Source organism: Streptomyces dryopteridis, assembly GCF_049606955.1.
Taxonomy (GTDB): domain Bacteria; phylum Actinomycetota; class Actinomycetes; order Streptomycetales; family Streptomycetaceae; genus Streptomyces.
Window position 1 is genome coordinate 2069314 of the sequence record NZ_CP187113.1, and the last position, 26810, is coordinate 2096123.

General features: G+C 73.9%; 23 protein-coding genes and 1 pseudogene. 9 read left to right on the forward strand and 15 right to left on the reverse strand.

Annotated elements, in window-relative coordinates; all coding sequences use genetic code 11:
* Window positions 1–113: 113 nt before the first annotated feature.
* Window positions 114–1157, forward strand: a complete 1044-nt coding sequence (locus tag ACN20G_RS08520) for a LuxR C-terminal-related transcriptional regulator (RefSeq protein WP_424212135.1) — start codon at window positions 114–116, stop codon at window positions 1155–1157.
* Between the two features lie 39 nt (window positions 1158–1196).
* Here ACN20G_RS08520 and ACN20G_RS08525 read toward each other — a convergent pair whose 3' ends face one another.
* The gene (locus tag ACN20G_RS08525) at window positions 1197–2102 is read right to left on the reverse strand and encodes a LysR family transcriptional regulator (protein ID WP_424212136.1); all 906 of its coding nucleotides are present in this window, start codon (window positions 2100–2102) and stop codon (window positions 1197–1199) included.
* Window positions 2103–2223: 121 nt separating this feature from the next.
* Here ACN20G_RS08525 and ACN20G_RS08530 point away from each other — a divergent pair, with 121 nt between their 5' ends.
* The 3 genes from ACN20G_RS08530 to ACN20G_RS08540 all read left to right on the forward strand — a co-directional run bounded on the left by ACN20G_RS08530 (window position 2224) and on the right by ACN20G_RS08540 (window position 5571).
* Window positions 2224–3531 (forward strand): MFS transporter, encoded by a 1308-nt coding sequence (locus tag ACN20G_RS08530; RefSeq protein ID WP_424212137.1) that lies wholly within the window; start codon window positions 2224–2226, stop codon window positions 3529–3531.
* A 234-nt stretch (window positions 3532–3765) separates the two neighbouring features.
* Window positions 3766–4440 carry a L,D-transpeptidase family protein gene (locus ACN20G_RS08535; protein ID WP_424215427.1) on the forward strand — a complete coding sequence of 225 codons (675 nt, stop codon included), beginning with the start codon at window positions 3766–3768 and terminating at the stop codon, window positions 4438–4440.
* A 117-nt stretch (window positions 4441–4557) separates the two neighbouring features.
* The gene (locus ACN20G_RS08540; RefSeq protein ID WP_424212138.1) at window positions 4558–5571 is read left to right on the forward strand and encodes a sigma-70 family RNA polymerase sigma factor; all 1014 of its coding nucleotides are present in this window, start codon (window positions 4558–4560) and stop codon (window positions 5569–5571) included.
* Window positions 5572–5586: 15 nt separating this feature from the next.
* Here the strand turns inward: ACN20G_RS08540 and ACN20G_RS08545 are convergent, their stop codons facing one another.
* From ACN20G_RS08545 to ACN20G_RS08600, 12 genes and pseudogenes are all read right to left on the reverse strand, one after another.
* A complete protein-coding gene (locus tag ACN20G_RS08545) occupies window positions 5587–5883 on the reverse strand; it encodes an STAS domain-containing protein (RefSeq protein WP_424212139.1) in 297 nt (98 codons plus the stop codon).
* 156 nt (window positions 5884–6039) lie between these two features.
* Window positions 6040–7317, reverse strand: coding sequence for a thymidine phosphorylase (locus ACN20G_RS08550; RefSeq protein WP_424212140.1), 1278 nt, complete (start codon window positions 7315–7317; stop codon window positions 6040–6042).
* Between the two features lie 123 nt (window positions 7318–7440).
* A complete protein-coding gene (locus ACN20G_RS08555) occupies window positions 7441–7881 on the reverse strand; it encodes a cytidine deaminase (RefSeq protein ID WP_424212141.1) in 441 nt (146 codons plus the stop codon).
* Window positions 7878–9143, reverse strand: coding sequence for an ABC transporter permease (locus ACN20G_RS08560; RefSeq protein ID WP_424212142.1), 1266 nt, complete (start codon window positions 9141–9143; stop codon window positions 7878–7880). The genes ACN20G_RS08555 and ACN20G_RS08560 overlap by 4 nt, the downstream gene beginning before the upstream one ends.
* On the reverse strand, window positions 9140–10258 hold the full coding sequence (locus tag ACN20G_RS08565; RefSeq protein WP_424212143.1) for an ABC transporter permease: 1119 nt from the start codon (window positions 10256–10258) through the stop codon (window positions 9140–9142). The genes ACN20G_RS08560 and ACN20G_RS08565 overlap by 4 nt, the downstream gene beginning before the upstream one ends.
* Window positions 10255–11880, reverse strand: a complete 1626-nt coding sequence (locus tag ACN20G_RS08570; RefSeq protein ID WP_424215428.1) for an ABC transporter ATP-binding protein — start codon at window positions 11878–11880, stop codon at window positions 10255–10257. The genes ACN20G_RS08565 and ACN20G_RS08570 overlap by 4 nt, the downstream gene beginning before the upstream one ends.
* A 289-nt stretch (window positions 11881–12169) precedes the next feature.
* A complete protein-coding gene (locus ACN20G_RS08575) occupies window positions 12170–13231 on the reverse strand; it encodes a BMP family lipoprotein (RefSeq protein WP_424212144.1) in 1062 nt (353 codons plus the stop codon).
* Window positions 13232–13449: 218 nt separating this feature from the next.
* Window positions 13450–14694, reverse strand: coding sequence for an amidohydrolase (locus ACN20G_RS08580; RefSeq protein ID WP_424215429.1), 1245 nt, complete (start codon window positions 14692–14694; stop codon window positions 13450–13452).
* A gap of 178 nt (window positions 14695–14872) precedes the next feature.
* Window positions 14873–16126 carry a hypothetical protein gene (locus ACN20G_RS08585; RefSeq protein WP_424212145.1) on the reverse strand — a complete coding sequence of 418 codons (1254 nt, stop codon included), beginning with the start codon at window positions 16124–16126 and terminating at the stop codon, window positions 14873–14875.
* A 149-nt stretch (window positions 16127–16275) separates the two neighbouring features.
* Window positions 16276–17271, reverse strand: coding sequence for an N-acetylneuraminate synthase family protein (locus ACN20G_RS08590; RefSeq protein ID WP_424215430.1), 996 nt, complete (start codon window positions 17269–17271; stop codon window positions 16276–16278).
* 381 nt (window positions 17272–17652) lie between these two features.
* Window positions 17653–18066, reverse strand: a pseudogene (locus tag ACN20G_RS08595) (cytidylyltransferase domain-containing protein); the annotation flags it as partial.
* 38 nt (window positions 18067–18104) lie between these two features.
* The gene (locus ACN20G_RS08600) at window positions 18105–19562 is read right to left on the reverse strand and encodes a DUF6716 putative glycosyltransferase (RefSeq protein ID WP_424212146.1); all 1458 of its coding nucleotides are present in this window, start codon (window positions 19560–19562) and stop codon (window positions 18105–18107) included.
* A 187-nt stretch (window positions 19563–19749) separates the two neighbouring features.
* On the opposite strand from ACN20G_RS08600, the gene ACN20G_RS08605 reads away from it, so the two are divergent.
* From ACN20G_RS08605 to ACN20G_RS08615, 3 genes are all read left to right on the forward strand, one after another.
* Complete coding sequence (locus ACN20G_RS08605; RefSeq protein ID WP_424212147.1) at window positions 19750–20757, forward strand: glycosyltransferase family 2 protein; 1008 nt, start codon at window positions 19750–19752, stop codon at window positions 20755–20757.
* On the forward strand, window positions 20754–22127 hold the full coding sequence (locus ACN20G_RS08610; protein ID WP_424212148.1) for a polysialyltransferase family glycosyltransferase: 1374 nt from the start codon (window positions 20754–20756) through the stop codon (window positions 22125–22127). The genes ACN20G_RS08605 and ACN20G_RS08610 overlap by 4 nt, the downstream gene beginning before the upstream one ends.
* A 158-nt stretch (window positions 22128–22285) precedes the next feature.
* Window positions 22286–23440, forward strand: a complete 1155-nt coding sequence (locus ACN20G_RS08615) for an acyltransferase family protein (RefSeq protein ID WP_424212149.1) — start codon at window positions 22286–22288, stop codon at window positions 23438–23440.
* A 35-nt stretch (window positions 23441–23475) separates the two neighbouring features.
* Here ACN20G_RS08615 and sigJ read toward each other — a convergent pair whose 3' ends face one another.
* Window positions 23476–24348 carry an RNA polymerase sigma factor SigJ gene (sigJ, locus tag ACN20G_RS08620; protein WP_424212150.1) on the reverse strand — a complete coding sequence of 291 codons (873 nt, stop codon included), beginning with the start codon at window positions 24346–24348 and terminating at the stop codon, window positions 23476–23478.
* 115 nt (window positions 24349–24463) lie between these two features.
* Here sigJ and ACN20G_RS08625 point away from each other — a divergent pair, with 115 nt between their 5' ends.
* On the forward strand, window positions 24464–24904 hold the full coding sequence (locus ACN20G_RS08625) for a hypothetical protein (protein ID WP_424212151.1): 441 nt from the start codon (window positions 24464–24466) through the stop codon (window positions 24902–24904).
* Window positions 24905–24980: 76 nt separating this feature from the next.
* Here ACN20G_RS08625 and leuE read toward each other — a convergent pair whose 3' ends face one another.
* Complete coding sequence (gene leuE / locus ACN20G_RS08630; RefSeq protein ID WP_424212152.1) at window positions 24981–25643, reverse strand: leucine efflux protein LeuE; 663 nt, start codon at window positions 25641–25643, stop codon at window positions 24981–24983.
* 192 nt (window positions 25644–25835) lie between these two features.
* On the opposite strand from leuE, the gene ACN20G_RS08635 reads away from it, so the two are divergent.
* Window positions 25836–26786 (forward strand): L,D-transpeptidase family protein, encoded by a 951-nt coding sequence (locus ACN20G_RS08635; RefSeq protein WP_424212153.1) that lies wholly within the window; start codon window positions 25836–25838, stop codon window positions 26784–26786.
* The last annotated feature ends 24 nt before the right edge of the window (window positions 26787–26810 follow it).

Consider the following 26810-nt stretch of genomic DNA (forward strand, 5'->3'; position numbering starts at 1 on the left):
GGCACACTCTGCCGGTTCGGCATATGCCGGCACACGGGTGGAGACCGCTCCGGTCGGTGCCTTGCGGAGATCGGAGGGGTTTACAAACGGGCACGCGTCGGGACGAATGGTTCATGCCACTCGATGACGGGTCCGGGGGCACGGCCCCGGCCGGCGGACGCCCCGGGCCGCTCGGCCCCGCCGCGTCGCGGCTGTACGCGTACGCCGCGCAGCGCGACTCCTTCGGCCTCGCCGAGGCCACCGCCGCGCTCGGCGCCCGGGCGGCCACCGCGCTCACCGAACTCGTCGGCGCGCACCTGCTGCAACGCGCCCCGGACGACGGCGACGGCGAACGCTGGTCCGCCGTCCCGCCCCGCGCCGCCGCCGCCCGGGCCACGGCCCCCCTGGCCCTGCGGGTGCGCGAGACCCACGACGAGATGGACCGGCTGCGCGAGAGCCTGGAGGCCCTGCTCCCCGTCTACGAGGCGGGCGAGGCCCGGCGGGCGCTGCGCCGCTCGGGCGGCCTGGAGCTCGTGACCGACCTGCGGGCCGTGCGCGGGCTGATCGCGGAGCTGGCCGCCGGCTGCGAGGAGGAACTGCTGACCTCGCAACCGGGCGGCGGCCGGCCCCCGGAGACCCTCGCGGAGGCCGTGGACCGGGACGAGGCCCTGCTGGCCCGGGGCGTGCGGATGCGCACCCTGTACCAGCACACGGCCCGCTACTCGCGGCCCACGGCGGCGTACGTGGAACGGGTGACGGCGCTGGGCGCGCGGGTGCGGACCGTCGGGGACGGGGTGGTGCGGATGCTCGTCTTCGACCGGCGGGCCGGGGTGATGACGGTGAAGGACACCCCGGGCGCGGCGCTCGTGGTGCGGGAGCCGAACGTGGTCGGGTTCATGGCGGCCACCTTCGAGCACGCGTGGCTGGGCGCGGAGCCGTTCCCGGTGTCGGTGGGGCCGGAGCAGGCGCGGGAGATCTCGGACGAGCTGCGGCAGACGATCGTGCGGATGCTGTCGGAGGGGCTGGAGGACAAGGTGGTGGCGCGCCGGCTGGGCATGTCGGAGCGGACCTGTCAGCGGCACATCGCGGAGATCATGCGGGCGCTGGGGGCGCGGTCGCGCTTCCAGGCGGGCTGTCTGGCCGCGCGGCAGGCCGCCCTCGCGCCCCCGCCCGACTGAGCGCCGTCCCACCCGTCCCACCCGTCCCGCGCCGGCGGGTCAGAGTTCGGGGATGAGGCGGCCCCGGCGCGACAGGAGGAACTTCTTGAACTCGGCCACCGGCGGGGTGTCCGGGTGCCCCTCCAGCCAGGCCACGCCGATCTCCCGGACCGCGCGCGGGGCCGTGACGGTGAGTTCGACGACCCCGGGCCGGGCCACCGCCGGTGGGGGCAGCAGGGCCACACCCAGGCCGGCCGCGACCAGGCCGCGCAGGGTCTCCGCCTCCTCGCCCTCGAAGGCCACCTTCGGGGTGAAGCCGGCCTCGGCGCACAGGTCGTCGGTGATGCGGCGCAGCCCGTAGCCGGGTTCGAGGGTCACGAAGGTCTCGCCGGCGGCCTCGGCCAGCCGGATCCGCTTGCGGCCGGCCAGCCGGTGGTCCTCCGGGACGACGAGCCGCAGGCGTTGTTCGTCGAGGCGGCGGGTGGACAGGTCGGGGGCGTCGGGGACGGGCGAGGTGAGGCAGAGGTCGAGCTCGCCCGCACGCAGCCGCTCCAGCATGGCCTCGCCGTAGTTCTGGACGAGCGCGAACCTGATGCCCGGGTGGTCGGCGCGAAAGGCCCGGATGAGGGCGGGGACGGTCTCGGAGCCGAGGGTGTGCAGGAAGCCGAAGGCGACCTTGCCGGTGCTGCGGTCGGTGTCCTGCTGCACGGTGTCCACCGCGCGGCCGATCTCGGCGAGGGCCTTCTCGGTCGCGGCGAGGAAGGAGTGGCCGGCGGTGGTGAGGGCGACGGTGCGGCCCCGGCGGGCGAACAGGGCCACGCCCAGGTCCTGTTCGAGGCGGACCAGGGCGCGGGAGAGGGTGGACTGCGGGATGCCGAGCTCGTGGGCGGCGCGGGTGACGTGCTCGTGGCGGGCCGCGGCGGCGAACCAGGCGAGTCGGGGGGCCAGAAGACCTGTCACGGCCATGTCTTCTTCGTAACGACTCATTGACAGCCACCCCTCTGAACTGCGGTGATGCAGTGGTGGAACGATTACCGCGATTCTACGCATTGGACGCATGAAAAAGGACGGGCTTACGGTCGTGACCATGCCTCCCGTCGATACCGGGGCACCCGTCACCTCGGGTGCCTCCACCCCGTCGTCTCCCGAAGCCCCCGAGGACCCCGCGAGCGCGCCGCTCACCCACCGCGCGCCCGGCCTTCCCGGTTACCGCCGCATGAGCCTGGCCCTGTTCGCGGCCGGCCTGGCGACCTTCGCGCTCCTCTACTCCACGCAGGCCCTGCTCCCGGCGGTCTCGGCCGGGTTCGGGGTGAGCGCGGACCGCGCGAGTTGGACGGTGTCGGCCGCGACCGGCGCGCTGGCCCTGTTCGTGCTGCCGCTGAGCGCGTTCTCGGAGCGGTTCGGGCGGACCCGGATGATGACCTGGTCGATGGCGGTGGCGGTGGGCGTCGGCGTGCTGGTGCCGTTCGCGCCGAGCCTGGAGTGGCTGGTGGCGCTGCGGGCCCTGCAGGGCGCGGCGATCGCGGGCATCCCGGCGTCGGCGATGGCGTACCTGGCCGAGGAGGTGTCCCCGAAGGCGCTGGTGGGCGCGATCGGACTGTTCGTGGCGGGCAATTCCATCGGCGGGATGAGCGGCCGGGTCGTGACCGGCTGGGCGGCCCAACTGTGGGGCTGGCGGGCCGGGTTGGCGGCGGTGGGCGCGATGTCGCTGCTGTGCGCGATCGCGTTCCTGGTCCTGTTGCCCAAGGCCCGCAACTTCCGGCCCGCCTCCCTGGACCCGCGCGCGGTGGGGCGGACGGTCGGGGCGCACCTGCGCGATCCGCTGCTGCTGCGGCTGTACGGGATCGGCGCGCTGTTCATGACGGTGTTCGGCGCGGTGTACACGGTGATCGGCTACCGGCTGGTGGAGGAGCCGTTCTCGCTCGGTCAGGGCGTGATCGGGTCGATCTTCCTGGTCTACCTGGTGGGCACGGCGTCGAGCGCGGCGGCCGGCACCCTCGTCGGGCGGCTGGGGCGGCGCGGGGCGCTGTACCTGGCGGTGATCACGACGGCGCTGGGCCTGCTGTTCTCGCTGGCCGACTCCCTCGTGGCGATCCTCGCCGGGCTGGTGTTGATCACGGCCGGGTTCTTCGCGGGGCACGCGGTGGCCTCGTCCTCGGTGAGCCGGACGGCGAAGACGGGCCGGGCGCAGGCATCGGCGCTGTACCAGTCGGCGTACTACCTGGGGTCGAGCGCGGGCGGCACGCTGGGCGCGCTCGCGTTCCACTCCGGCGGGTGGGCGGCGACGGTGGCGCTGGCGCTGCTCGCGGTGGTCGGCGTCGTGGGGATCACGCTGTACGGGTCGCACGCGGCCCGGGTGGAGCGGGCCCGGCTGACCCCGCTCGGCTCCCGCTGACCCTCATCTCGTCGACCCCTCATCTCGTCGAGCAGTCCATACGACGATCGCACGGTCCGAAATACGCACCCCCGGTGGGAACTTCACCGGGGGTGCGCTCGTCCCCGTGGCCAGAAGCACAGATGAGCCGGGGAGGATTTCGTGAGGGTGTCCGAGCACACACGCACCACCGGGACGGGGGCGGCGGTCGAACGGGCCGGGCGTACGGGGCGTTCCGCGTCGCGGGCACGTCGGATCGCGCTGGCGCTGGCCTCGGCGACCGCGCTCGCGGTGCCGACGGTCGTGGTCGGCGGCGGGTCGGCGCAGGCCGCGTCGTGCAACCTGACCACCGGTCCCTACCAGCGGCAGGTCGAGCAGTTCCTCGGCCGGCCGGTGGACGGCAAGCAGTCCGCCGCCGACTGCACCGCCATCCGCGCCTTCCAGGCGCAGCACGGGATCACCCCGACGGCCGGCTACGCGGGCGCGTTGACCTGGCAGACGATGAGCACGATCCTCGCCCAGCGGGCCGCCGGCACCACCCCGAACAAGGCGGGCACCTGCCCCGTGAACCGGGGTCGGATCGCGTGCGTGGACCTGACCCGGCAGCTGTCGTGGATCCAGGACGGGAGCAGGCTCGTCTACGGCCCGGTCCCGATCCGCTCCGGCAAGGACGGCACCGAGACCCGCACCGGCTTGAAGAAGATCTACCAGCGGACCCTGAACCACTGGTCGACGATCTACAAGGTGTGGATGCCGTACTCCCAGTTCTTCGACGGCGGCATAGCGTTCCACTCCGTCGACAAGAGCATGTGGAACCCGCCCGGTTCCGGAGGCTGCGTGAACATGCGCCCGGCCGACGCGAAGGCGTACTGGAACATGCTGAGCGTGGGCGAGGACGTGTTCGTGTACGGGCGCAAGCCCGGCACCTGATCCCACCCGCCGGCCCTCCCCCGCGCGGCCCGACGGCGGCGCCCGGCCCGTCCGGGTGCCGTTGTCACACCCCTCGGTTAGATTCCGAGAAGGACGCTTCGCAGGGGGAAACGCATCATGGGTCACACGATTCAAGCGGACCGGTTGCCGGACGAGTTGGCGGACGGGCTGGCCCGACACCGTACGGAGCTGACCGGCTACTGCTACCGGATGCTCGGGTCGGCCTTCGACGCCGAGGACGCCGTGCAGGAGACCTCGATCCGGGCCTGGCGCTCCTTCGACACCTGGGAGCGCCGCGCCTCCCTGCGCTCCTGGCTGTACCGGATCGCCCACAACGTGTGCCTGGACGCGTTGAAGGCCGGCAACCGCCGGGCCCGCCCCATGGACCTCACCTCCCCGCAGAGCCAGGCCGCCGCCATGCTCAACGAGCGCTCCGAGGTGACCTGGCTGGAGCCCGCGCCGGACGGGCTGGTGCTCCCGACGAGCGGGGACCCGGCCGAGCTGGCGCTCGCCAAGGAGTCCGTGCGGCTGGCGTTCATGGCGGCGCTCCAGCGGCTGCCGGCCAAGCAGCGGGCCGTGCTGATCCTGCGCGAGGTGCTGGCCTGGAAGGCCGACGAGGTGGCCGCGCTGCTGGAGACCACGGTGGCCTCCGTCAACAGCGCCCTCCAGCGCGCCCGCGCCACCCTGGCCGCGAACCCGCCGCGCGCCACCGAGTCCGTCGACCCGCTGGACGAGGAGCAGAACCGACTGCTGGCCCGCTACCTGACGGCCTTCGAGGGCTACGACATCGAGGCCCTGGCCGGGCTGCTGCACGAGGACGCCGTGCTGTCGATGCCGCCCTACGACCTGTGGCTGCGGGGACCGGCGGACATCGCGGCCTGGCACCTGGGGCAGGGCATCGGCTGCCGGGGCTCACGCCTGGTGCCGACCACCGCGAACGGCATGCCGGCCTTCGCCCAGTACCGGCCGCGCGAGGACGGCGCCCCGGGGCACACGGCGTGGGCGCTCCAGGTGCTGGAGATCGTCGACGGGCGGATCGTGGGTCTGAACGCCTTCCTGGACACCGAGCGCTGGTTCCCGCTGTTCGGCCTGCCGGCGACACTGGCCCCGGGACAGGAGGTCACGGCCTAGCCCACCACTGGCCGGTCAGGGTTCCGGGAGGCCCAGGGTCGCGGCGAGGCCGGTGAGCACCAGCAGCCCGCGCAGCGGGGCGGGCACGCCGGTCAGCCGCAGCGGCAGGCCGGCGCGGCGGGCCGCGAGGGCGAGCCGGGCCAGGGTGTCCACGGTGCGCAGGGTGGGTGCCGTCACCGCGCGGGCGTCGCAGAGCAGGACCGCGCCCGGTGCCCAGCCGGTCTCCGGTGGCACGAGGGCGGGCAGCAGGGGCTCGGGGAGCACGCCGTCGGGGCCGGGCAGGGCCGGCGCGATGATGCGGGTGGTCGTCACACAGGGCTTGACCGTCGAAGGGCCCGAAACTCATCGGGGCCGGGCGCGCGTGAGCGCGGTGGCGTCGCACACCACCGCGCTCACGGTGACCGGTCCGCGGGAGGTCCGGCCCGGTCGGTGACGGGCCGGGGGCCCGTCACGTCGTCGCGTCGCCGGTCAGGCGATGCGGTCCAGGACGATCGGGGTCGGCGTGTGCGCCGTGCCGGCCGGGGCGATGTCCCAGGCGCCGGCCAGGGAGGCGAGCGCGTAGTCGAACTTCTCCGGGGTGTCGGTGTGCAGGGTCATCAGCGGGGTGCCCGCCGTGACCGTGTCGCCGGGCTTGGCGTGCAGCTCCACGCCCGCGCCGGCCTGCACCGGGTCCTCCTTGCGGGCGCGGCCGGCACCCAGGCGCCAGGCGGCGACGCCGACCGCGTACGCGTCGAGGCGGGTGAGGACCCCGCTCTCGGGGGCGGTGACCACGTGCTGCTCGCGGGCCACGGGCAGGGCCGCGTCCGGGTCGCCGCCCTGGGCGGAGATCATGCGGCGCCACACGTCCATGGCGGAGCCGTCGGCGAGGGCCTTGGCCGGGTCCACGTCGGGCAGGCCGGCCGCCGCGAGCATCTCGCGGGCCAGCGCCAGGGTGAGCTCGACGACGTCGGCGGGGCCGCCGCCGGCGAGGACCTCGACGGACTCGCGGATCTCCAGGGCGTTGCCGGCGGTGAGGCCGAGCGGGGTGGACATGTCGGTGAGCAGGGCGACGGTCTTCACCCCGGAGTCGGTGCCGAGGCCGACCATGGTGCGCGCGAGCTCGCGGGCGTCGTCGATGTTCTTCATGAAGGCGCCGGAGCCGACCTTCACGTCGAGGACGAGGGAGCCGGTGCCCTCGGCGATCTTCTTCGACATGATCGAGGAGGCGATCAGCGGGATGGCCTCGACGGTGCCGGTGACGTCGCGCAGCGCGTACAGCTTCTTGTCGGCGGGGGCGAGGCCGTCGCCGGCGGCGCAGATGACGGCGCCGGTGGTGTCGAGGACGTTCAGCATCTCCTCGTTGGAGAGCAGGGCGCGCCAGCCGGGGATGGACTCCAGCTTGTCGAGGGTGCCGCCGGTGTGGCCCAGGCCCCGGCCGGAGAGCTGCGGGACGGCCGCGCCGCAGGCCGCGACGAGGGGGGCCAGCGGGAGGGTGATCTTGTCGCCGACGCCGCCGGTGGAGTGCTTGTCGGCGGTGGGGCGGGAGAGGGAGGAGAAGTCCATGCGCTCGCCGCTCGCGATCATCGCGGCGGTCCAGCGGGCGATCTCGGCGCGGTTCATGCCGTTGAGCAGGATGGCCATCGCGAGCGCGGACATCTGCTCGTCGGCCACGACGCCGCGGGTGTAGGCGTCGATGACCCAGTCGATCTGCTCGGGGCTCAGTTCGCCGCGGTCGCGCTTGGTACGGATGACGGAGATGACGTCCATGGCATGTCCTTGGTTCGTGTCGCAAGAGGGACGGGAGAAGGGACGGGAAAAGCGCACGACCCCCGCCCGTGGCGCCGTCGGTCGACGATTCGGGGCGGGGGCCGTACGCGGCTGGGGGGCCCGCTACCGGAGGTGGTCGGGACCGAATGCCTGGGGCAGCATCGCGGACAGCGGGAGGATCCCCTCGGGGGTCTCCACCCGCAGCTCCGGGCCGCCGAACTCGTACAGCAGCTGACGGCAGCGCCCGCAGGGCACCAGGATCTGCCCCTTGCCGTCCACGCACGTGAAGTGCGTGAGCCGGCCGCCTCCGGTGGCCTGGAGGCTGGAGACGAGGCCGCACTCGGCGCACAGGCCGAGGCCGTAGCTGGCGTTCTCGACGTTGCAGCCGGTGACGACGCGGCCGTCGTCCACGAGGGCGGCGACGCCGACGGGGAAGCCGGAGTAGGGGGCGTAGGCGCGGGTCATCGCGGCCCGGGCCGCCTCCCGCAGGGCCTCCCAGTCGACCCCGGCGTCGGCGGCGGGGGCCGCCGCGCCGGGGGTCGCGGGCGTCTGGGGGCTCGTCACTTGCCCTGGCCCTTGCGGTACGGCATGCCGTCCGCCTTGGGCATCCGCAGGCGCTGGGCCGAGAGGGCCAGCACGAGCAGGGTGGTCAGGTAGGGCGCGGCGTCCACGAACTGGCTGGGCACGGCGTCGGTGGTGACGTACCAGACGAAGAGCACGACCGCGCAGACGGCGGAGATGCCGGCCTGGACGAACTTGCGCTTGTACAGCTGCCAGGCGACGACGAGGAGCAGCAGGATCGCGATGAGCAGCAGCAGGGCGTGCACGTTCTCGGCGCCGCCGCGCAGCTTGAGGCTGTCGGTGAAGCCGAAGAGGCCGGCGCCGAGCGCCATGCCGCCGGGCATCCAGTTGCCGAAGATCATCGCGGCGAGGCCGATGTAGCCGCGGCCGCCGGTCTGGCCCTCCTGGTAGATCAGGGTGGTGATCGAGAGGAAGGCGCCGCCGAAGCCGGCCAGTCCGCCGGAGACGATCACGGCGATGTACTTGTACTTGTACACGTTGACGCCGAGGGACTCGGCCGCGATCGGGTTCTCGCCGCAGGAGCGCAGGCGCAGGCCGAAGGAGGTCCGCCACAGCACCCACCAGGTGCCCGGGATGAGCAGCAGGGCGAGGACGGTCAGCGGCGAGAGGTTGGTGAACACGCCGCCGATGACGCCGGCCACGTCGGAGACGAAGAACCAGTGCTTGCCCTGGAGGTCGGACATCCAGTCGGAGAGTCCGGGGACCGTCCAGTTGGTGAGTTCCTCCAGTCGCGGGGACTGCTTGGAGGAGCCGCCCTCGACGCCGTCGAACGCGAAGTTCGACAGGTACTGGGTGAAGCCGAGCGCCAGGATGTTGATGGCGACACCGGAGACGATGTGGTTCACGTTGAACGTGACGGTGATGATCGCGTGCAGCAGGCCGCCGATGGCGCCGCCGACGATGCCGAGCAGCAGGCCGGTCCACGGGCCCCACTGGTAGCCGGCCCAGCCGCCGAACCAGGTGCCGAGGATCATCATGCCCTCAAGGCCGATGTTGACGACGCCGGCGCGTTCGGCCCACAGACCGCCGAGACCGGCGAGGCCGATCGGGACGGCGAGCTGGAGGGCGCCGGAGACCTGGCCGATGGAGGTGAGGTCGTCGGCGCCGGAGACGATGCGGACGAGGGAGACCAGGGCCAGCCCGCCCGCGATGATCAGCATGATCACGGGGAGGGTGAGCTTGGTGCGGGCCGTGCCCGGCTTCTTCGGGGCGGTGCCCGTCGCGGGGGCGGTGGTGGTGCTCACGCCGCGACCTCCTTCTTGTCCGTCGAGAGGGCGCCGCCGGCGGCCAGCTCCTCGCCGACCTTCTGCTGCTGGCGGCGGATGCCGTAGCGGCGGACCAGCTCGTAGGAGACGACCACCGCGATCACGATCAGGCCCTTCATGATCGTGCCGATCTCCTTGGCGTAGCCGGCCGTGTCGAGGGAGGCGGACGCCTTGTCGATGAAGGCCATCAGGAGGGCGGAGAAGAAGATGCCGAGCGGGTTGTTGCGGCCCAGCAGGGCGATGGTGATGCCGGTGAAGCCGACGCCGACCGGGAAGGAGAGGCTGTAGGTGTGGCTCTCGCCGAGCAGCACGGGCATGCCCGCGAGGCCGGCGACGGCGCCGGAGATGAGCATCGAGGTGATGATCATCTTCTTGGCGTCCACGCCGGACGCCTGGGCGGCGGACTCGCTGGCGCCGGTGGCGCGCAGGTCGAAGCCGAACCGGGTCCGGTTGAGGACGAACCAGTAGACGACGCCGAGGGCGAAGGCGATGAAGGTGAACCCGTAGATCTCCAGCCCGTCGCCGATGTCCAGGGACGGGAACCAGCCGGACTGGGCGATGTCGCCCGTGGTCAGGTCGTTGGAGCCCTCCGGCTGCACGCCGAGGTTGGTGGGCAGGATCAGCCAGGCGATCAGGGAGGTCGCGATGGCGTTCAGCATGATCGTGGAGACGACCTCGCTGACCCCGCGCTTGGCCTTGAGGACACCGGCGATGCCGGACCAGAAGGCGCCGACCAGCATCGCGACGAGCACGATGAGCAGGATGTGCAGCGGGCCGGGCAGGGTGACCGCCGCGCCCACGGAGGCGGAGACCATGGCGGCGAGGCGGTACTGGCCGTCGACGCCGATGTTGAAGAGGTTCATCCGGAAGCCGACGGCCACCGCCAGCGCCGCCAGGTAGTACGTGCCGGTCTGGTTGAGGATCAGGACCTGGACGTCCTCGTAGCCCGCGTTCTCGATCATGATGCGCAGCGGGTCGATCGGGTTCACGCCCGAGACGGCCAGCACCAGCATGGTGAGCACGAAGGCGCTGATCAGCGCAAGCGCGGGGCCGGCGAAGCCGAGAAGCAGCCGGTCCTTGTCGAATTTCTTCATCGGGCCTCGTCCTCCGTCGAAGGCGAGTCCTCGCCGGAGCTGTCGGTGGTGGGGGCGTCGCCGCCGGCGGCGACGACGTCCGGGGCCGCGGCGGCCTCGGCGAGTTCCTCGGGCGTGGCCTCCAGGTGACCGGAGGCGGCGCCGGTCATGGCCGTGCCCAGCTCCTCCGGGGTGACGGTCGCCGGGTCGGCGTCCGCGACCAGCCGGCCGCGGAAGATGACCCGGAGGGTGTCGGAGAGGCCGATCAGCTCGTCGAGGTCGGCGGAGATCAGGAGCACGGCCAGGCCCTCGCGGCGGGCCTCGCGGATCGCGTCCCAGATCTGCGCCTGCGCGCCGACGTCCACGCCGCGGGTGGGGTGCGCGGCGATCAGGAACTTGGGGTTGTGGCTCATCTCGCGGCCGACGATCAGCTTCTGCTGGTTGCCGCCGGAGAGCGAGGCCGCGGTGACCTCGATGCCGGGGGTGCGGACGTCGTACTCGCGCACGATCCGCTCGGTGTCCTGGCGGGCGGCCTTCGGGTCGAGGATGCCGCGCTTGGAGTTGGGGGCCTCGGTGACGTGGCCGAGGATGCGGTTCTCCCACAGCGGGGACTCCAGCAGCAGGCCGTGCCGGTGCCGGTCCTCGGGGATGTAGCCGATGCCGTCCTCGCGCCGCTTGCGGGTGGGCCGGGCGGAGATGTCGGTGCCGTCGAGGGTGATGACGCCGCCGTCGGGGACGAGCATGCCCATCAGGGCCTCGATCAGCTCGGTCTGCCCGTTGCCCTCGACGCCCGCGATGCCGAGGACCTCGCCCTTGTGGATGGTGAGGTCGATGCCGGCGAGCACGTCGCGCACGACGCCGTCGGGGTCGGTCGCGGCCAGCCGCAGGCCCTCCACCGTCAGCATGGGCACGTCGGTGACGGTGGACTCGCGGGTCTCCGGCGAGGGCAGCTCGCTGCCGACCATCAGCTCGGCGAGCTGCTTGGGGGTGGTGTCGCGGGGGTCGGCGGTGCCGACGGTGGTGCCGCGCCGGATGACGGTGATGTCGTCGGCGACCTTGAGCACCTCGCCCAGCTTGTGGGAGATGAAGATGACCGTCAGGCCCTCGGACTTCAGCTCGCGCAGGTTGTCGAAGAGCGCGTCGACCTCCTGCGGGACCAGGACGGCGGTGGGCTCGTCGAGGATCAGGATCTTCGCGCCCCGGTAGAGGACCTTGAGGATCTCCACGCGCTGCCGGTCCGCCACGCCGAGGTCTTCGACGAGGGCGTCGGGGCGGATGCCGAGGCCGTAGGCGTCGGAGATCTCCTTGATCTTCTTGCGCGCCGCGCCGCCGATCCCGTGGAGCTTCTCGCCGCCGAGGACGACGTTCTCCAGGACGGTGAGGTTGTCGGCGAGCATGAAGTGCTGGTGCACCATGCCGATGCCGCGCTCGATGGCCTCGCCGGGGCTGTTGAAGGTGACCTGGTCGCCGTCGATGGCGATGGTGCCCTCGTCCGGCTTCTGCATGCCGTAGAGGATCTTCATCAGGGTGGACTTGCCGGCGCCGTTCTCGCCGACGAGCGCGTGCACGGTGCCCTTGCGGACGGTGATCGCGATGTCCTTGTTGGCGACGACGCCGGGGAAGCGCTTGGTGATGCCGTGCAGTTCGACTGCGGGCGGCGGGCTGGACGCGTTGATGACGCACTCTCCTTGGCCGAAAGGAGTGGGAGGCAGGGGGGACAGGGCGGGGAGAGAAGGTATCGCGTCCACGAGACCTCTACGCGCGTAGCACTGTCGAAACCGAAAACTTGAGGCCAAAGGGCCTCGGATCTTGGTCGTCCCAGGCGGTCCGAGGACCGTTTCCGGGACGGGGTGGGGGGACTGCGGTGTGGCGGGGGGGGAGGGCCCGGACGTGGCGCGGGGTCCACGGCGTGAGGCCGGGTCGGTCGACGCCTTACGGGGCGGTCTTGACCTTGATCTTGCCGGCGACGATGTCCGCCTTCGCCTTCTCCACGGCGGCGATGAGGTCGGTCATCTTCTTGTACTCGGGGTTGGAGTCGGCCAGGCCGACGCCGTCCTTGTCCAGGCCGTAGCGGATCTCGCCGGTGGTCGGCTTGCCGTCCTGGACCGACTTGATGAGGTTGAACACCGAGTCCGGGATGTCCTTGGTGACCGAGGTCAGGATCTTGTCCTTGTACTTCGACAGACCGGCCTGGTTGTACTGGTCGGAGTCGACGCCGATGGCCCACTTGCCCTTGGTGGCGGCGGCCTCGATCGCGCCGGAGCCGGCGAGACCGGCGGCGGCGTAGACGACGTCCGCGCCCGCGTCGATCTGCCCGTTGGCGGCGGCCTTGCCCAGGTCGGGCTTGGCGAAGCCGTCGAAGTTCGGCGGCTGGGTCAGGTACTGGCTGAGCACCTTGGCGTTCGGGTTGGTGTCCTTGACGCCCTGCTCGAAGCCCGCCTGGAACTTCTTGATGAGCGGGACCTCGACGCCACCGATGAAGCCGACGGTGCCGGACTTGGACGCCTTGGCGGCGGCGACGCCGGCCAGGTAGGAGCCCTGCTCCTCGTTGAAGACGAGGTTGGCGATGTTCGGGCCGGTCACCGAGGTGTCGTCGATGATGCCGAAGGTGGTCTTCGGGAACTTCGGCGCGACCTTCTTGATGGCCGGGGCGTAGGCGAAGCCGACACCGATGACCGGGTTCGAGCCGGAGCGGGCCAGCTCGGTCAGGCGCTGGACCTTGTCGGCCTCGCCCTCACCGTCGGTGGGCTCCTGCTCCTTGCCCTTGATCTTCAGCTCGGACTCGGCCTTGGCCAGACCGGCGTAGGCACCGTCGTTGAACGACTGGTCGCCGCGCCCGCCGATGTCGTAGGCGATGGCGGCGCTCTTGGTCGAGGTCGACCCGCCGTCGGAGGGGGTGTCACCCGAGGACTTCTTACCGCCACAGGCGGTGGCCGTCAGCGCGAGCGCCGCGGACGCGATGCCCACGGTGGCGATCCTGGTGATCCGGCGCAAGGGGAGGCTCCTTCAAAACCGACCGAAGCGCCACGACCGGCGCTGGTTTCGCCGCGATCGTAACGCGCGTAGATGCCACTTAAAGCCCCCTTGGTGAGTCGTTATCGGATCGTCGCGATCCTCTCCGTGACCATTTGGTGACCAATGTCGTGCACAGCCCTTGCGTGCCAAGGGCTGAAACACGTTTGCCGACGCGATGTCGGGTGTTGTATCGCGCGTTACCCGTTCCGCCGGGCGCGCTGTGCGTCGAGGAGGGCGGCGGCCGTGAAGAACTCGACGCCGACGGTGATGGCGGCCTCGTCCACGTCGAAATCGCCCCGGTGCAGGTCACGCTGGACGGGGTCGCCGGGGGTGCGCACCCCGAGCCGGGCCATCGCGCCGGGCACGTGCTCCAGGTACCAGGAGAAGTCCTCGCCGCCCAGGCTCTGCTCGGTGCCCTCCACGGAGTCGGCGCCGCGCCGGGCGATCATCGACTCGCGGAGCAGTTCGGTGACGGCCGGGTCGTTGACCACGGGCGGGACCCCGCGGACGTGGTTGATCTCGAACTTGGCGCCGTGCATCGTGGCGACCTCGTCGATGGCCGCGTGGATCTGGTCGGGGGCCTCGTGCCAGGCGTTCAGGTCCAGGCAGCGGACCGTTCCGGAGAGCTCGGCGTGCATCGGGATCACGTTGCAGGCGTGACCGGAGGAGATCCGGCCCCAGGTCACGGACATGCCGGAACGGGCGTCCATCCGGCGGGCGAGCAGCGCGGGCACGTCGACGGCGATCCGCGCGGCGGCCGTGACCAGGTCGGTGGTCAGGTGCGGGCGGGCGGTGTGGCCGCCGGGGCCGGAGAGGCTGATCTCCAGGCGGTCGCAGGCCGAGGTGATGGGGCCGGCGCGCAGTCCGATCCGGCCGGCGTCGACGCGCGGGTCGCAGTGCACGGCGATGATCCTGCCGACCCCGTCGAGGACTCCGGACTCGATGGCCTCGGTGGCCCCGCCCGGCAGCACCTCCTCGGCGGGCTGGAACAGCAGCCGGACCGGGAACGGCAGCCGGCCCCGGCGGTGCAGTTCGGCCAGGACCAGGCCGGCGCCGAGGACGACGGTGGTGTGCACGTCGTGACCGCAGGCGTGGGCGCGGTCGGGCACGGTGGACCGGTAGGTCACCTGGGTCTTGGCGTCGGGGATGGGGAGGGCGTCGATGTCCGCGCGCAGGGCCAGCATGGGGCGCTTGCCGTCCCACGTGCCCACGTCACAGATCAGGCCGGTGCCGGAGTTCAGGACCCGGGGGCGGAGCCCGGCCTTCTCCAGCCGCGCCTTGATCGCGGCGGTGGTCCGGAACTCCTGGTGCCCGAGTTCTGGATGCATGTGCAAGTCCCGGCGGAACGCGATCAGTTCATCGCGCAGATTCTCCGGGAGCCGGCCGGGCAGCTCGGGCTGAGCCGGCGTGCCGGGCAGGGCGGTCTGGGCCTCGCGGGACATCAACTGGTTCACCCGTTCAAGGGTAGGCCCCTCGCTGTCAACTGTCGGGTGATCGCCAAAACTTCAACCCGTTCGGGGCGAAAAAACCGTCCTCCGGAGGCATGGGCCTCCTCGGACGGGGGTAAACTCGCCCGCTCATCCGCCCGAACAGCCGTTTTGCGCCGGTACGGGCGCACGTTCAGCCGGCGCCGGGTGCGCCGGCGGCGCCGGTGGCCGCGAGCCCGTGGGTGGCGCGGGCCCCGGCCGACACGTCGTCGAGGAAGCCCCGGGCCCGGGGCGAGGCCGTGCGGGTGAGCCAGTCGGGGTCGATCTCGCAGACCTTCACGGTGACCCCGGTGCCGGCCAGCGCGTAGGGGAGCGTGTGCACGACGGTGGACGGGAAGCTCACCACCGTGCGCCCGATCGGGCCCCGGCGCGCGATCAGCTCCAGCGGCAGGTCGGGGCGGACGATCTGGAGGCCGGTGGCCTCGGCGACGGCCCGCAGCTTCTCGGGGGACTCCCGGCGGTGGGCGAAGTAGCGGCCCGCGCCGTGGTCGGCGGCGAGCCGGGCCACCGCCGCGAGGTAGTGGGTGGGCTCCAGCACCCCCGTCTCCACCAGCGAGGTTCCCACCAGGTCGGTGCCCCGGGTCAGGCGCGGCGGGCCGAAGCGCGAGCGGGTCCACGCGAAGTCGTTGAGGGTCAGTCGGGCCCCGGGCAGCGGCTCCACCGGCATCGAGGTGAACAGTTCCAGGGAGCGCCGGCCGGGCAGGCCGGGGGCGGGCGAGGGGGTGAGCCGGCGCAGGGCGCGGGCGGCGACCGGCGCGTGCGCCAGCTCGCGGACCCGGCCGAGCGCGCCGGCGGCCGGGGTGCGGTGCCAGCGGCGCAGGCGTTCGCCGGCGGCGAGGCGGGCGGCGAACTCCAGGGTGGCGGTGCCGTCGTCGACGACCACGAGGTCGGGGGTGCGGGCGGCGGCGAGGAGGAGTTGGGTGAAGCGGGAGAAGGGGTCGCCGATGACGAGGCGTTCGGCGGCGCGCACGTCGGACAGCAGGGCGGCGAGCGCCTTGAGCGGGGCGCCGGGTCCGCCCCGGGCCTCCTGCCAGGTGACGGCGTGACCCTCGTCACGGGCGAGGCCGGCGACGCGGCGCAGTTGGCCCCGGGACATGGGGTCGGTGGGCGGCAGGACCACGATCCGCAGCCGGGACTCCCCGCCGGCGGGCGGGGCGGGGGCGTGCGCGCAGCCGGGCCGGTCGACGCGGGATTCGGCGCGGGTCTCGGGGTGGGCGTTGGGGCGGGGGTTGGGGCGGGGGTCGGCGGGCCCGGGTTGGGCGGGGACGCCGGTCAGGAGGGTGCCGGCGGGGCCGGGGCGGGTGCGGTGGGCGTGGGCCCATTCCAGGACGCCGAGGAGCTGGACCGGGCTCTCGACGAAGGCGAGCGTGGCGGGGTCGGGGGTCACCGCGGTCTCCTCGGGTTCCGGCGTGGCGGGTTGGGAGGGGTGTGGGGCGTGACGGGCTGCGGGGCGGGGTGTGCGGGGCGTGCGGGCGGCTCGGGTCGGGGCCGGGGCGCCGCCCCCCGGGGGTGTCGGGGGCGGCGCGCGGTGGGGGGTCAGGCGGGCTGCGGGACGTTCACCGCGGCCTCGGCGGCCTCGGTCTCGGCGGCCTCGGTCTCGGCGATGACGCCGGGGACGCGGCGGAGCTTGCGCATGGGCGCCAGCTCGGAGTCGTAGACCTTCTTCACGCCGTCGCCGAGCGCGCTCTCGATGGTGCGGATGTCGCGCACGAGGCGGGTGAGGCCGCCGGGCTCGACGGAGGCGGCCTGGTCGGAGCCCCACATGGCGCGGTCGAGGGTGATGTGGCGTTCGACGAACACGGCGCCGAGGGCGACGGCGGCGAGGGTGGTCTGCAGGCCCGTCTCGTGGCCGCTGTAGCCGATGGGCACGTTGGGGTACTCCTCGCGCAGGGTCTGGAGCACGCGCAGGTTCAGCTCCTCCGCCTTGGCCGGGTAGGTGGAGGTGGCGTGGCAGAGCAGGATGTTCTCCGAGCCGAGGACCTCGACGGCGTGCCGGATCTGGCGCGGGGTGGACATGCCGGTGGAGAGGACCACGGTGCGGCCGGTGGCGCGCAGGGAGCGCAGGAGTTCGTCGTCGGTGAGGGAGGCCGAGGCGACCTTGTGGGCGGGCAGGTCGAACTTCTCCAGGAAGGCGACGGCCTCGGTGTCCCACGGGGAGGCGAACCAGGCGATGCCGCGCTCGCGACAGTGCTCGTCGATGGCGCGGTACTCGTCCTCGCCGAACTCGACGCGGTGGCGGTAGTCGAGGTAGGTCATGCGGCCCCAGGGGGTGTCGCGCTCGATGTCCCACTGGTCGCGGGGGGTGCACAGCTCGGGGGTGCGCTTTTGGAACTTGACGGCGTCACAGCCCGCCTCGGCGGCGGCGTCGATCAGGGCGAGGGCGTTGGCGAGGTCGCCGTTGTGGTTGATGCCGATCTCGCCGACCACGTACACGGGGCGGCCGGGGCCGACGGGGCGGTCGCCGAAGGAGCGCAGGCGGGGGCCCTCGGCGCGCGGGGCGGGGATCTGCGGGGTGCGGGTCTCGGCGGTCATGGCAGGGTTCGCCTTTCGTTGACGTGCGGGTGTGACGGGAGGTTCCGGGCGGTCGAGCAGGGGGGCCAGCGCGCGGGCGCGGGCGAGGTCGTGCGGGTCGTCGATCTCCAGGACCCGGGCGGGGTCGACGCGCACGGGCAGGGTGCGGCCGAAGAAGCGGTGGCGGGCGGCGCGGAAGCCGGGGACGCGCATGGCGTAGGCGGCGCCGGTCTCCAGCAGGTCCTCGGGGCGGTCCTGGCGGCGCGGGCGGATCGTTTTGGCGTGGTTGACGCCGTCGACGGGGCCGTGGGGATCGCCCGGTTGGGCGGCGCGCCACAGGAAGCCGTGGAAGGGGGCGGCGGTCAGGGCGCTGTCGGCGGCCCCGGTGGTGACGGCGCGGGCGACGGCGTCGATCTCGGCGGCGGTGAGGAAGGGGCTGGTGCACTGCACGAGCAGCACCACGTCCACCGGGTCGGTCGTCCCGGTCGTCCCGGTCGTCTCGGTCGCGTGGGCGGGTCGGTCCGCGGCCTCGACGGCGTCCAGGGCGTGCAGGACGGCGGCCTCGCTGCCGGCGGTGTCGCCGGAGATCTCGGCGGGCCGGTCGACGACCTCGGCGCCGGCGGCGCGGGCGAGGGCGGCGATGGCCGGGGAGTCGGTGGAGACGACCACGTCGGTGACGGCCGGCGCGGCCCGGCAGGCGCGGACGGCCCGGGTGACCAGGGGCAGGCCGCCGACCTCGGCGAGGTTCTTGCCGGGGACTCCCTTGGAGCCGCCCCGGGCCGGGATCACGGCCAGGACGCGGGGCCGGCGGGCCATGTCGGTCGCGGTCTCGGGGGCGGTGGTGCGGGGCGGGGTCACAGTTCTCCCATGCGGCGGATCACGGGGGCCACCCGCTGGACGCCCTGCCGGTAGGCGCCGCGCGCGGCCTCGCGCAGGCGGGCCTTGAGCCAGCGGCGCACGGGGTCGGCGCCGGCCGTCGCGGGGGTGGGGGCGCCGGGCAGGGGGCGGCCGTCGGGGGCGAGGTGGTGGCGGGCGAGGAGGGCGGGGAGGTAGCCGGGGGCGGTGCTCCGGTCGTACCAGGGGGCCGGCGGGGGCAGCGGCGGGCCGGCGAGGAGGGCGGCGAGCCGGGTGCGGGCCTCGGCATAGGGGTCGGCGGTGGACTCGGCGCCGGGCACGCCGTGGGCGGCGGTCCAGGCGGGGTCGCCGACGGGCATGGCGCCGGCGTCGAGTTCGTCCCAGGAGGCGAGGCAGCCGGAGCCGAGGAAGTGGTGGTTGCCGAGGGGCTCGCGGACGCCGAGGTCGGTGAGGACGGCGGTGGGGATGCCCCGGTGCAGGGATTCGAGGGCGGCGGTGGAGGAGACCGTGACCAGCAGGTCGGTGCGGTCGAGCACCTCGCCCATGTGCCCGTGCACGAGGCGGCAGTTGGGCGGCAGGCCGGGGGCGGGGAGGCGGGCCGCGAGCCGCTGGTAAGGGTGTTCCTCCAGGTGCGTGGTGTGTTCGCCGGGCCGGCTGCGGAGTTTGACGAGGACCTCGCGGTCGGGGTGCCGGCGGGCGTGTTCGGCGGCGCGGCGCAGCAGGTGCAGCCGGTCCTCGCGGGCGGCGGGCACGGAGGGCTGGGCGGCGAACACGACGGTGGCGGCGGGGCCTTCGGGGCGCGGGCCCCGGTAGGGGGCGCCGCCGAGGAAGGGGAGGGCGGTCTCGGTGACGGCGCCGGCGTCCGCGCCGACCCCGGCGTACACCTCGCGGAACCGGTGGGCGTCGTGGCGGGAGTTGGCGAGGACGAGGTCGGCGCCGTGGCGGAGCAGGAGGCCGTCGGCGAGCTTCTCGTAGACGACGCCGACGTAGCCGGTGACGAGGACGGGACGGCGGGTGCCGGGCGGGAGGGCGGCGCGGACCCCGTGCAGCACGGCCTGGACGGTGCCGCCGACGAGGGCGAGGACGACCACGTCCCAGGGGTCCTCGGCGAGTTCGGCGAGGAAGCCGGCGCAGGTGACCTCGCGGGGGGCGGCGGGGGTGCTCGCGGGTTCGACGGGCCGGTGCGCGGGGTCGGCGCCGGGGGTGGTGTCGGCGCCCCGGGCCACCTCGGCGAGCTGTCTGCGGGTGGGGGTGGCGCGACCGCGCAGCAGCAGGCCGGTGATCTCCGGGGCCGCGTGCCCGGTGGGGCCCGCGGCCGGGTCGGCGCCGGGGGCGGCCCCGGGGTCGGACCCGGGGTCGGCGAGCAGCCGGCGGGCCGTGGCCAGTCCCCATTTCCAGCGTGTGTCGGAATCTGCGAGGACCGCGACGCGCGGGCCCGTCCGCTTGCTTGTTGGCACGTTGGGGAAATTAGGCGGCCTGATGACCGGCCGGCCCAACGCGTCGGCAACAGCGGGTGAACAAGGCGTCGAAGAAGTGCGAACGAGCTTTTCCGCAGGGCCGGTTAACGCAGCCGCCGTCTTTCGTTCACGTGGATTCGACGCACGGTCCACGATGAATTCCGGGCCGCCTCCCAGGGTCGTCGTCGTGGTCAAGCTCTCTGTTGTCGTGCCGTTTTTCAACGTGCGGACATATGCGCCGGATGCCCTCAGAAGTCTCGAACTCAATGCCCGGGAAGATTTCGAGTTCCTGCTCGTCGACGACGTGTCCACGGACGGGACCGGCGAGTTGCTGGACCGGGCCGGGCGCACCCTGCCGGGGGCGGTGGTGCTGCGGCACGAGGTGAACGGGGGGCTGGCGCGGGCCCGGAACACGGGCCTGGACGCGGCGCGCGGGGAGTACGTGACCTTCCTCGACGGCGACGACTGGCTGGCCCCCGACCACCTGGCCCGCACCCTGGCCGAGATCGAGCGGCTCGACTGCGATTTCGTGCGGGTGGACCACGTGGTGTGCACGGGCCGGACCCGGTCGGTGGCGCGGGTGCCGTTCGGGCCGGCGGGGGTGGTCTCGGACCCGAGGTCGGCGATCCTGCCGGCCGGGCGGTCCACGGCCGTGGACTACCCGTTCGCCTGGGCCGGGATGTACCACCGGCGGCTGTTGGACGAGGGGCTGCTGCACTTCACGGACGGGTTGCGGACGGCGGAGGACCGGCCGTGGATCTGGCGGCTGCACCGGCGGGCGAAGTCGTTCGCCACGTTGGAGGGGACCGGGGTGTTCTACCGGCGGGGAATTGCGACCTCGTTGACCCAGATCACCAACGAGCACCAGCTCGATTTCATCCGGGCATTCGATCAGGTCATCGCGGAAACGACGGCCGATCCGGCGGCGGAACAGCTGCTCCCGAAAGCCGTCCGAACATATTGCGCGATTATCGCCCACCATCTCGGGCAGATCGACCGCTACGATTCCGTCGTGGCCGGAAAGCTCCGTTCCCGGAGTGCCGACGCCCTCGCCCGCCTCGACCGCGACCTCCTCACCGCCGCCCTCGACGCGATGGACGACGAACGCGCCGAACCCCTGCGCCGGCTGCGCCGCAAGGGCCGCGCGACCACCCCCGCCGCGACCGGCGCCGCCCGAACGGGAACCACCGCGTGAGCACCCAACTCTTCCTCGCCTCCAGCCTCTACGGCCTGGCCACCCTGGCCGCCGCCCTCGACGCCGGCCTCTTCCCCGAGGCCGACCGCCGGATCCTCATCACCAGCAACAACGCGCCGATCCCCGAGGTCACCCCCGACCTCACGACGATGGCCGGGCACGCCGCGCTGCGCGCCCGCTTCGACGACCACGTCGACTGGAACCGGTTCATCGCCCCCCACCACCCGTCCGGTTGGAGCCCCCGACCCGACGACGCGCCGCTGTGGGAACGACAGGTGCGCACCGCGTGGGCGCTGGGCTCCGCGCCCGTGCACCTGGTCGTCGAGTCCATCCAGGTCTCCCCCGCCCAGGCCCTGTGCCGGCTGTTCCCCGGGGCGCCCGTCACCGTCTACGCCGACGGCCTGATGAGCTACGGGCCCACCCGCGTCAAACTCGACCCGCAGATCGGCGTCCGCGTCGACCGGCTGCTCCACCCCGACCTCGCGCCGGGCCTGCGGCCCCTGCTGCTGCGCGAGTTCGACGTGCCCGCCGAGACCGTGCCCGACGCGGCCCTGCGTACCGTGCTCGCCGAACTCGCCGACGCGGCCCCCGCCGAACTCCTCGCCGAACCCCTCCCGGCGGGCGCCGAACCCGTGCTCCTGCTCGGCCAGTACCTCTCCGCCCTCGACCTCGTCACCGAGGCGGAGGAGGACGCCCTGCACCTGGCGATGGTGCGCGGCGCCCACGCCCTGGGCCACCGCGACCTCGTGTTCAAACCGCACCCCGGCGCCCCCGACCGGCACTCCGCCGTGCTGCGCGCCGAGGCCGAACGGATCGGGGCCCGACTCCTCGTCCTGGACGCGCCCGTGCTCGCCGAGGTCGCCTACCAGCGGCTGCGGCCCGCGCTCGTGGTCGGCTGCTTCTCCACCGGCCTGCTCACCGCCGCCACCCTCTACGGGCTGCCGGTGGCCCGCACCGGCACCACCGGGCTACTGGACCGCGTCACCCCGTACCAGAACAGCAACCGGGTGCCGCTGACCCTCGTGGACGCCCTCGTGCCCGACCTCGCCGACCGGGCCGCCGTCACCGCCGGACGACCCCCGGACGCCGACCGGGTGGCCCGCACGGTCGGCGACGGGCTGCTGCCGGCCGTCGGCTACGCCATGCAGGCCCGGATCCTGCCCGAGCTGCGGCCCGAGGCCGAACGCTGGCTCGCCACCCGCCTCGACGCCCGCACCCGGCACTACTTCAAACGCCGCCGGCTCACCGCCCTCGGCCTGCCCGGCGGCCTGCCCTCCCGGTACGGCACCCTGCCCGCGCGCCCCGGCGTGCGCCGCGCGGTGCGCCGGGTCCGGCGCCTGCGCCGGCTCGTCCTGGCCCGCCTCCGATGACCGCCACCGAAGCGGGAGCGGGTCCGGGACCGGGGACCACGCCGGGCCCACTGCCCACCCCGCGCGACGCCACCGCGACCGGGGCCGGGACCGCGCCCGCGACCGGGACCGACACCACGGCCGGGACCGGTGCCGGGGCAGAAGCCACACCCGCGCCCATGGCCGGGGCCGGCGTGGGGGCCCGTGCCGGGGCGCGGCGGGCGCACGGGCGGTTGCGGGCCCTGGATGGGCTGCGGCTGCTCGCCGCGCTCCTCGTGGCCTGCTACCACCTCGGCGGCCGGGACGGCGAGGTGGCCCGCGCCTGGGGCGCCTCCCCCCGTGACCTCTTCCCGACCGCGTCCACCTGGTTCGCCTACGGCCCGCTGGGCGTCCAACTCTTCTTCCTGATCAGCGGGTTCGTGATCTGTCTGAGCGCCTGGGGCCGCACCCCGCGCGCCTTCCTCGCCTCCCGCGCCGCCCGCCTCTACCCCGCCTACTGGGCCGCCCTCGCCCTGGTCACCGCCGCCGTGCTCCTCGCCCCCGGCCCCGGGCAGCGGCCCGCGTCCCCGTCCGACCTGCTGCTGAACCTGACGATGCTGCAACAACCCCTGGGCGCCGAAAGGATCCTGGGCGTGTGCTGGACGCTGTGGGTGGAGCTGCGCTTCTACGTGCTGTTCGCGCTGTGCGTGCTGCTGCCCGGCGGCGGGCGGCGCCGCACCCTGGCCTTCTGCGGGCTGTGGACCTTCGCCGCCGTCCTCGCCGACCCGGCGGACAACGCGTTCCTGGACCAGCTCCTCATGCCGCAGTACGCGCCGTTCTTCGTCGGCGGCATCGGCCTGTACCTCGTGCACCGCGACCGTGGCGACCGGCTCGCCTGGGGCGTCGTCGCGATGAGCTGGCTGCTCGGGCAGCACCACGCGGTGGCCGGCCTCTGGCACGCGCCGAACCCGAAGTTCTTCTCCGACCGCGACTCCGTCGTCATCATCGCGATCGTCACCTTGTCCTTCGCGGCCGTCGCCGCCGTGGCCCTGCGCCGCCCCCGCACCGCCCCCGGCCCCGAGACCCCGGCCCGCGCCCGCGTCGGCCGCGCGCTGACGGTCGCCGGCGCCCTCACCTACCCCTTCTACCTGATCCACGAGCACCTGGGCTGGCCCCTGATCCGCGCCCTGCACCGGGACGCGCACCTGCCGGCCCCGGCCGTGTTCGCCCTCACCCTGACCATCACCCTGGCCCTGGCCTGGGCCGTCCACCACTGGGTGGAACGCCCCCTGACCCCCCACCTCCGCCGCACCCTGGCCCCGCCGGCCAAGCAGGGCCGGCCCGCTCGGCCTTGACGGACAGTGGGGAGCCCGTCGCCACGACCCCGGTCCTACTCCTGCCAGGCGGCGAGTTTCTCCGGGTTGCGGACGGCCCAGATGTGGGTGACGCGGCCGGCCGTCACGTCGAGGGCCGCGACCGTGACCGTGGTCGGGCCGAGGCGGGCGATCAGGCCGGGGCCGCCGTTGACGGTGCGTTCCAGGAGGGTCGGGCGGGCGGCGGCGGTCGCGAACGCGCACAGGTAGTCGGCCACCGTCGCCCCGCCCCGGATCGGCCGCAGCGCCGCGCGGACCAGGCCGCCGCCGTCCACCGTCAGCACCGCGTCCGGGTCCAGCAGCGCCAGCAGCGCCGTCACGTCCCCGGCCTCCCAGGCCCGGCGGAACCGGCGCACCACCCCCGCCCGGTCCGCCGTCGGCGCCGGGGGCGCGTCCGCCCGTACCCGGCGGCGCGCGGAGGTCGCCGCCTGCCGGCACGCGCCGGGGCTCGCGCCCACGATCCGGGCGATCTCGGCGAAGGGGTAGCGGAACACGTCGTGCAGCACGAACACCACCCGCTCCCGGGGCGTCATCGCGTCCAGCACCAGCAGGAACGCCGTGCTCAGCGATTCGTCCGCGGCGACCCGTTCGGCCGGGTCCACCGGGCCCGCGCCCGCGAGCGGGCCCGGCACGGGTTCGGGCAGCCACTCCCCCACGTACCGTTCGCGGCGCACCCGCGCCGACCCGAGCACGTCCAGGCAGATCCTGCCGACCACGGTCGTGAACCACGCGGCCGGCACCTCCACGGCCGCCCGCCGCGCCGGCGTCAGCGCGTACCAGCGGACGTACGCCTCCTGCACGGCGTCCTCGGCCTCGGCCGCCGAGCCCAACAGCCGCCACGCCAACCCGAGCAGCCTGCGCCGCTCCCCCGCCTCGACACCAGCGTCCACGACCACGCGTCCCCCCGACGGCGACGACGTCCACCTCACGTTTCGCGGGCCCGCGTCGTCTGATCACCGGAACGGTACCGAGCCCTCGGCACCACCCGGAAGAGAGGTCCACGTCATGAGCGCCACCACCCCGACCACGACGCACTCCCCCGCCGCCGGCACCGGCCGCGCCCCCTGGCCCGCCCTGCTGCGGGTCGGCGCCGCCCTCCAGTTCCTGGGCCTGGTCTTCCAAGCGGTCACCGCCGGGCTGCTGTTCACCTCCGAGGCCGGCGAACTCGCCCACGCCGTCGGCGCGCGCGTCGCCTACGGCGCGGTGATGCTGTACGCCCTCGCCGCGGTCCTGGCCTGGCGGCCGGGCGGCGGCCCCGCGCGCCCGGTCGGGTACGCGGCGGGATTCCTGGCCCTGGTCTCGGCGCAGGTCCTCTCCGGCATCGCCCACGCGGCCTGGCTGCACCTCCCGCTGGGCGTCACCACCTTCGCCCTGACCCTGCTGGCCCTGCTCGACACCCGGTCCCGGACCCGGGGCCGCGCCCGGGAGGACGCCCACGCGCGATGAGCACGGCTGCCCAGGCGGCCCGCCCCGCGGAACGGAGCGGGGAACGTCGTGGCGCGGCGCCGTCCCCGCGCGGGGGTCAGCCGACGGCGAGTTTCGCGGCGAAGCCGAGGAAGAGGACGCCCGCCGCCGAGGTCGCCCCGGCCGAGAGGGCCTTGCGGCGGCGGAACGCGGCGGCGAGGCGGGTGCCCGCGAAGATCAGGGTGGAGAGGTAGAGCAGGCTCGCGGCCTGGAGGAGCCCGCCGAGCAGCAGGAACGACAGTGCCGGGTAGGCGTAGGTCGGGTCCACGAACTGCACGAAGAACGACAGCAGGAAGAGGATGGCCTTCGGGTTGAGGAGGCTGACCGTCAACGCCCGCCGGTAGGGGCGTTCGCCGGGCGGGAGCGGGGCGCGCGGACCCGACACCTCCGATTCCAGGGCCTCCACCCGGGCCCGGCGTCCGCGCCACAGCTGCCGGGCCGTGCGCATCATGCCGATCGCCAGCCACACCAGGTAGCCGGCGCCGAGCCAGCGGACCACGCCGAACGCGACCGGGCTGGCCTCCAGGAGGGCGCCGGCGCCGAGCGCGGTGAGCACCATCAGGATCGTGTCGCCGGTGAACACGCCGGCGGCGGCCCGGTAGCCGGTGCGCACGCCGGCGCGGGCCGCGACGGAGAGCACGTACAGCGAGTTGGGGCCGGGGAGCAGGACGATGACGGCGAGCCCGGCGAGGTAGGTCGGAAGGTCGGTGACACCCAGCATGGGCGCAAGTGTCCCAGGGGCGGCCGGTGCGGGCACGGGTGGGTGGGTGTCGCCGTGGTCACGTCACGAAGCGGCAACAGAACGCCACGCAGCGCAACCCTCCCCCGTCCCCCGACCGTCGATCGGTGCACACGCACCACCACGGGCGCCCGGGCGACGGCGCGCCCCACGCAGACCTCGGGGGACGAGACGATGCAGACCTTCCGCAAGCCCGGCCCGGCGCGGGCCGCCCGCGCCTCCCTCGGCGTGGCCGGCGCCCTCGCCCTGGCCCTCGCGGTGACGGCGTGCGGGCCGCAGCCGGCGGACCCGGCCGCGCGCCTGCCGAAGCCGGCCGCGTCCTCCGACGACGGCAAGGGGGGCGGCGGGCCCTCGGCGTCGACGGACCCGTCCGCCGGCCCGTCCTCGGCGGCGCCGTCCGCGTCGGGGTCCTCGGCCGGGTCGCCGTCGGCCTCGGCCGCGCCGTCGGGCGAGCCCTCGGCGCCCGTGAAGTCCTCCGTGCCGGCGCCGCCCGGCGGCTGGTTGATGACGGACGGCACCGAGAACGAGCAGGTCCGCGAGTTGCAGGCGCGGTTGCGGCAGGCCGGGTACCTGAAGCGGTCGCCGACGGCGTTCTACGGCAGCCTGACCACCGCCGCCGTGCGCGCGTTCCAGGCCGCGCAGGGCCTCCCGACGACGGGGTCGGTGGACCGGGCCACGTGGGAGAAGCTGCTGGCCACGACCCGGCAGCCGACCGCCGGGGAACTGCGGCCCGCCACCGCGAACGAACCGGCCGCGCCCGACCCGCGCTGCATGACGGGCCGGGTGATGTGCATCTCGAAGGAGAGCCGGACCCTGGTGTGGATGATCGACGGCAAGGCCGTGTCCTCCATGGACGTGCGCTTCGGCTCGGAGAACACCCCCACCCGCGAGGGCGTGTTCAAGGTGGACCGCAAGGAACGCGAGTGGGAGTCGACGATCTACCACACGCCGATGCCGTGGGCGATGTTCTTCAGCGGCGGCCAGGCGGTGCACTACTCGGCGGACTTCGCGGCACGCGGGTACGCGGGGGCCTCGCACGGGTGCGTCAACGTGCGGGACAAGGCGGCGGTCTCGGCACTGTTCGACCAGGTGCGGGCCGGCGACAAGGTCGTCGTCTACTGGTGACCGACGGGCGTTGACGGGGGGGGT

What these genes read in the sequence shown, in the direction of transcription:
- ACN20G_RS08525 (WP_424212136.1), bottom strand. Translation starts at nt 2,102, where the DNA reads ATGGCCGTGACAGGTCTTCTGGCCCCCCGACTCGCCTGGTTCGCCGCC.
- ACN20G_RS08540 (WP_424212138.1), top strand. Translation starts at nt 4,558, where the DNA reads ATGGGTCACACGATTCAAGCGGACCGGTTGCCGGACGAGTTGGCGGAC.
- ACN20G_RS08635 (WP_424212153.1), top strand. Translation starts at nt 25,836, where the DNA reads ATGCAGACCTTCCGCAAGCCCGGCCCGGCGCGGGCCGCCCGCGCCTCC.
- ACN20G_RS08565 (WP_424212143.1), bottom strand. Translation starts at nt 10,258, where the DNA reads ATGAAGAAATTCGACAAGGACCGGCTGCTTCTCGGCTTCGCCGGCCCC.
- ACN20G_RS08625 (WP_424212151.1), top strand. Translation starts at nt 24,464, where the DNA reads ATGAGCGCCACCACCCCGACCACGACGCACTCCCCCGCCGCCGGCACC.
- ACN20G_RS08520 (WP_424212135.1), top strand. Translation starts at nt 114, where the DNA reads ATGCCACTCGATGACGGGTCCGGGGGCACGGCCCCGGCCGGCGGACGC.
- ACN20G_RS08550 (WP_424212140.1), bottom strand. Translation starts at nt 7,317, where the DNA reads ATGGACGTCATCTCCGTCATCCGTACCAAGCGCGACCGCGGCGAACTG.
- ACN20G_RS08590 (WP_424215430.1), bottom strand. Translation starts at nt 17,271, where the DNA reads ATGACCGCCGAGACCCGCACCCCGCAGATCCCCGCCCCGCGCGCCGAG.
- ACN20G_RS08580 (WP_424215429.1), bottom strand. Translation starts at nt 14,694, where the DNA reads ATGTCCCGCGAGGCCCAGACCGCCCTGCCCGGCACGCCGGCTCAGCCC.
- leuE (WP_424212152.1), bottom strand. Translation starts at nt 25,643, where the DNA reads ATGCTGGGTGTCACCGACCTTCCGACCTACCTCGCCGGGCTCGCCGTC.
- ACN20G_RS08615 (WP_424212149.1), top strand. Translation starts at nt 22,286, where the DNA reads ATGGCCGGGGCCGGCGTGGGGGCCCGTGCCGGGGCGCGGCGGGCGCAC.
- ACN20G_RS08530 (WP_424212137.1), top strand. Translation starts at nt 2,224, where the DNA reads ATGCCTCCCGTCGATACCGGGGCACCCGTCACCTCGGGTGCCTCCACC.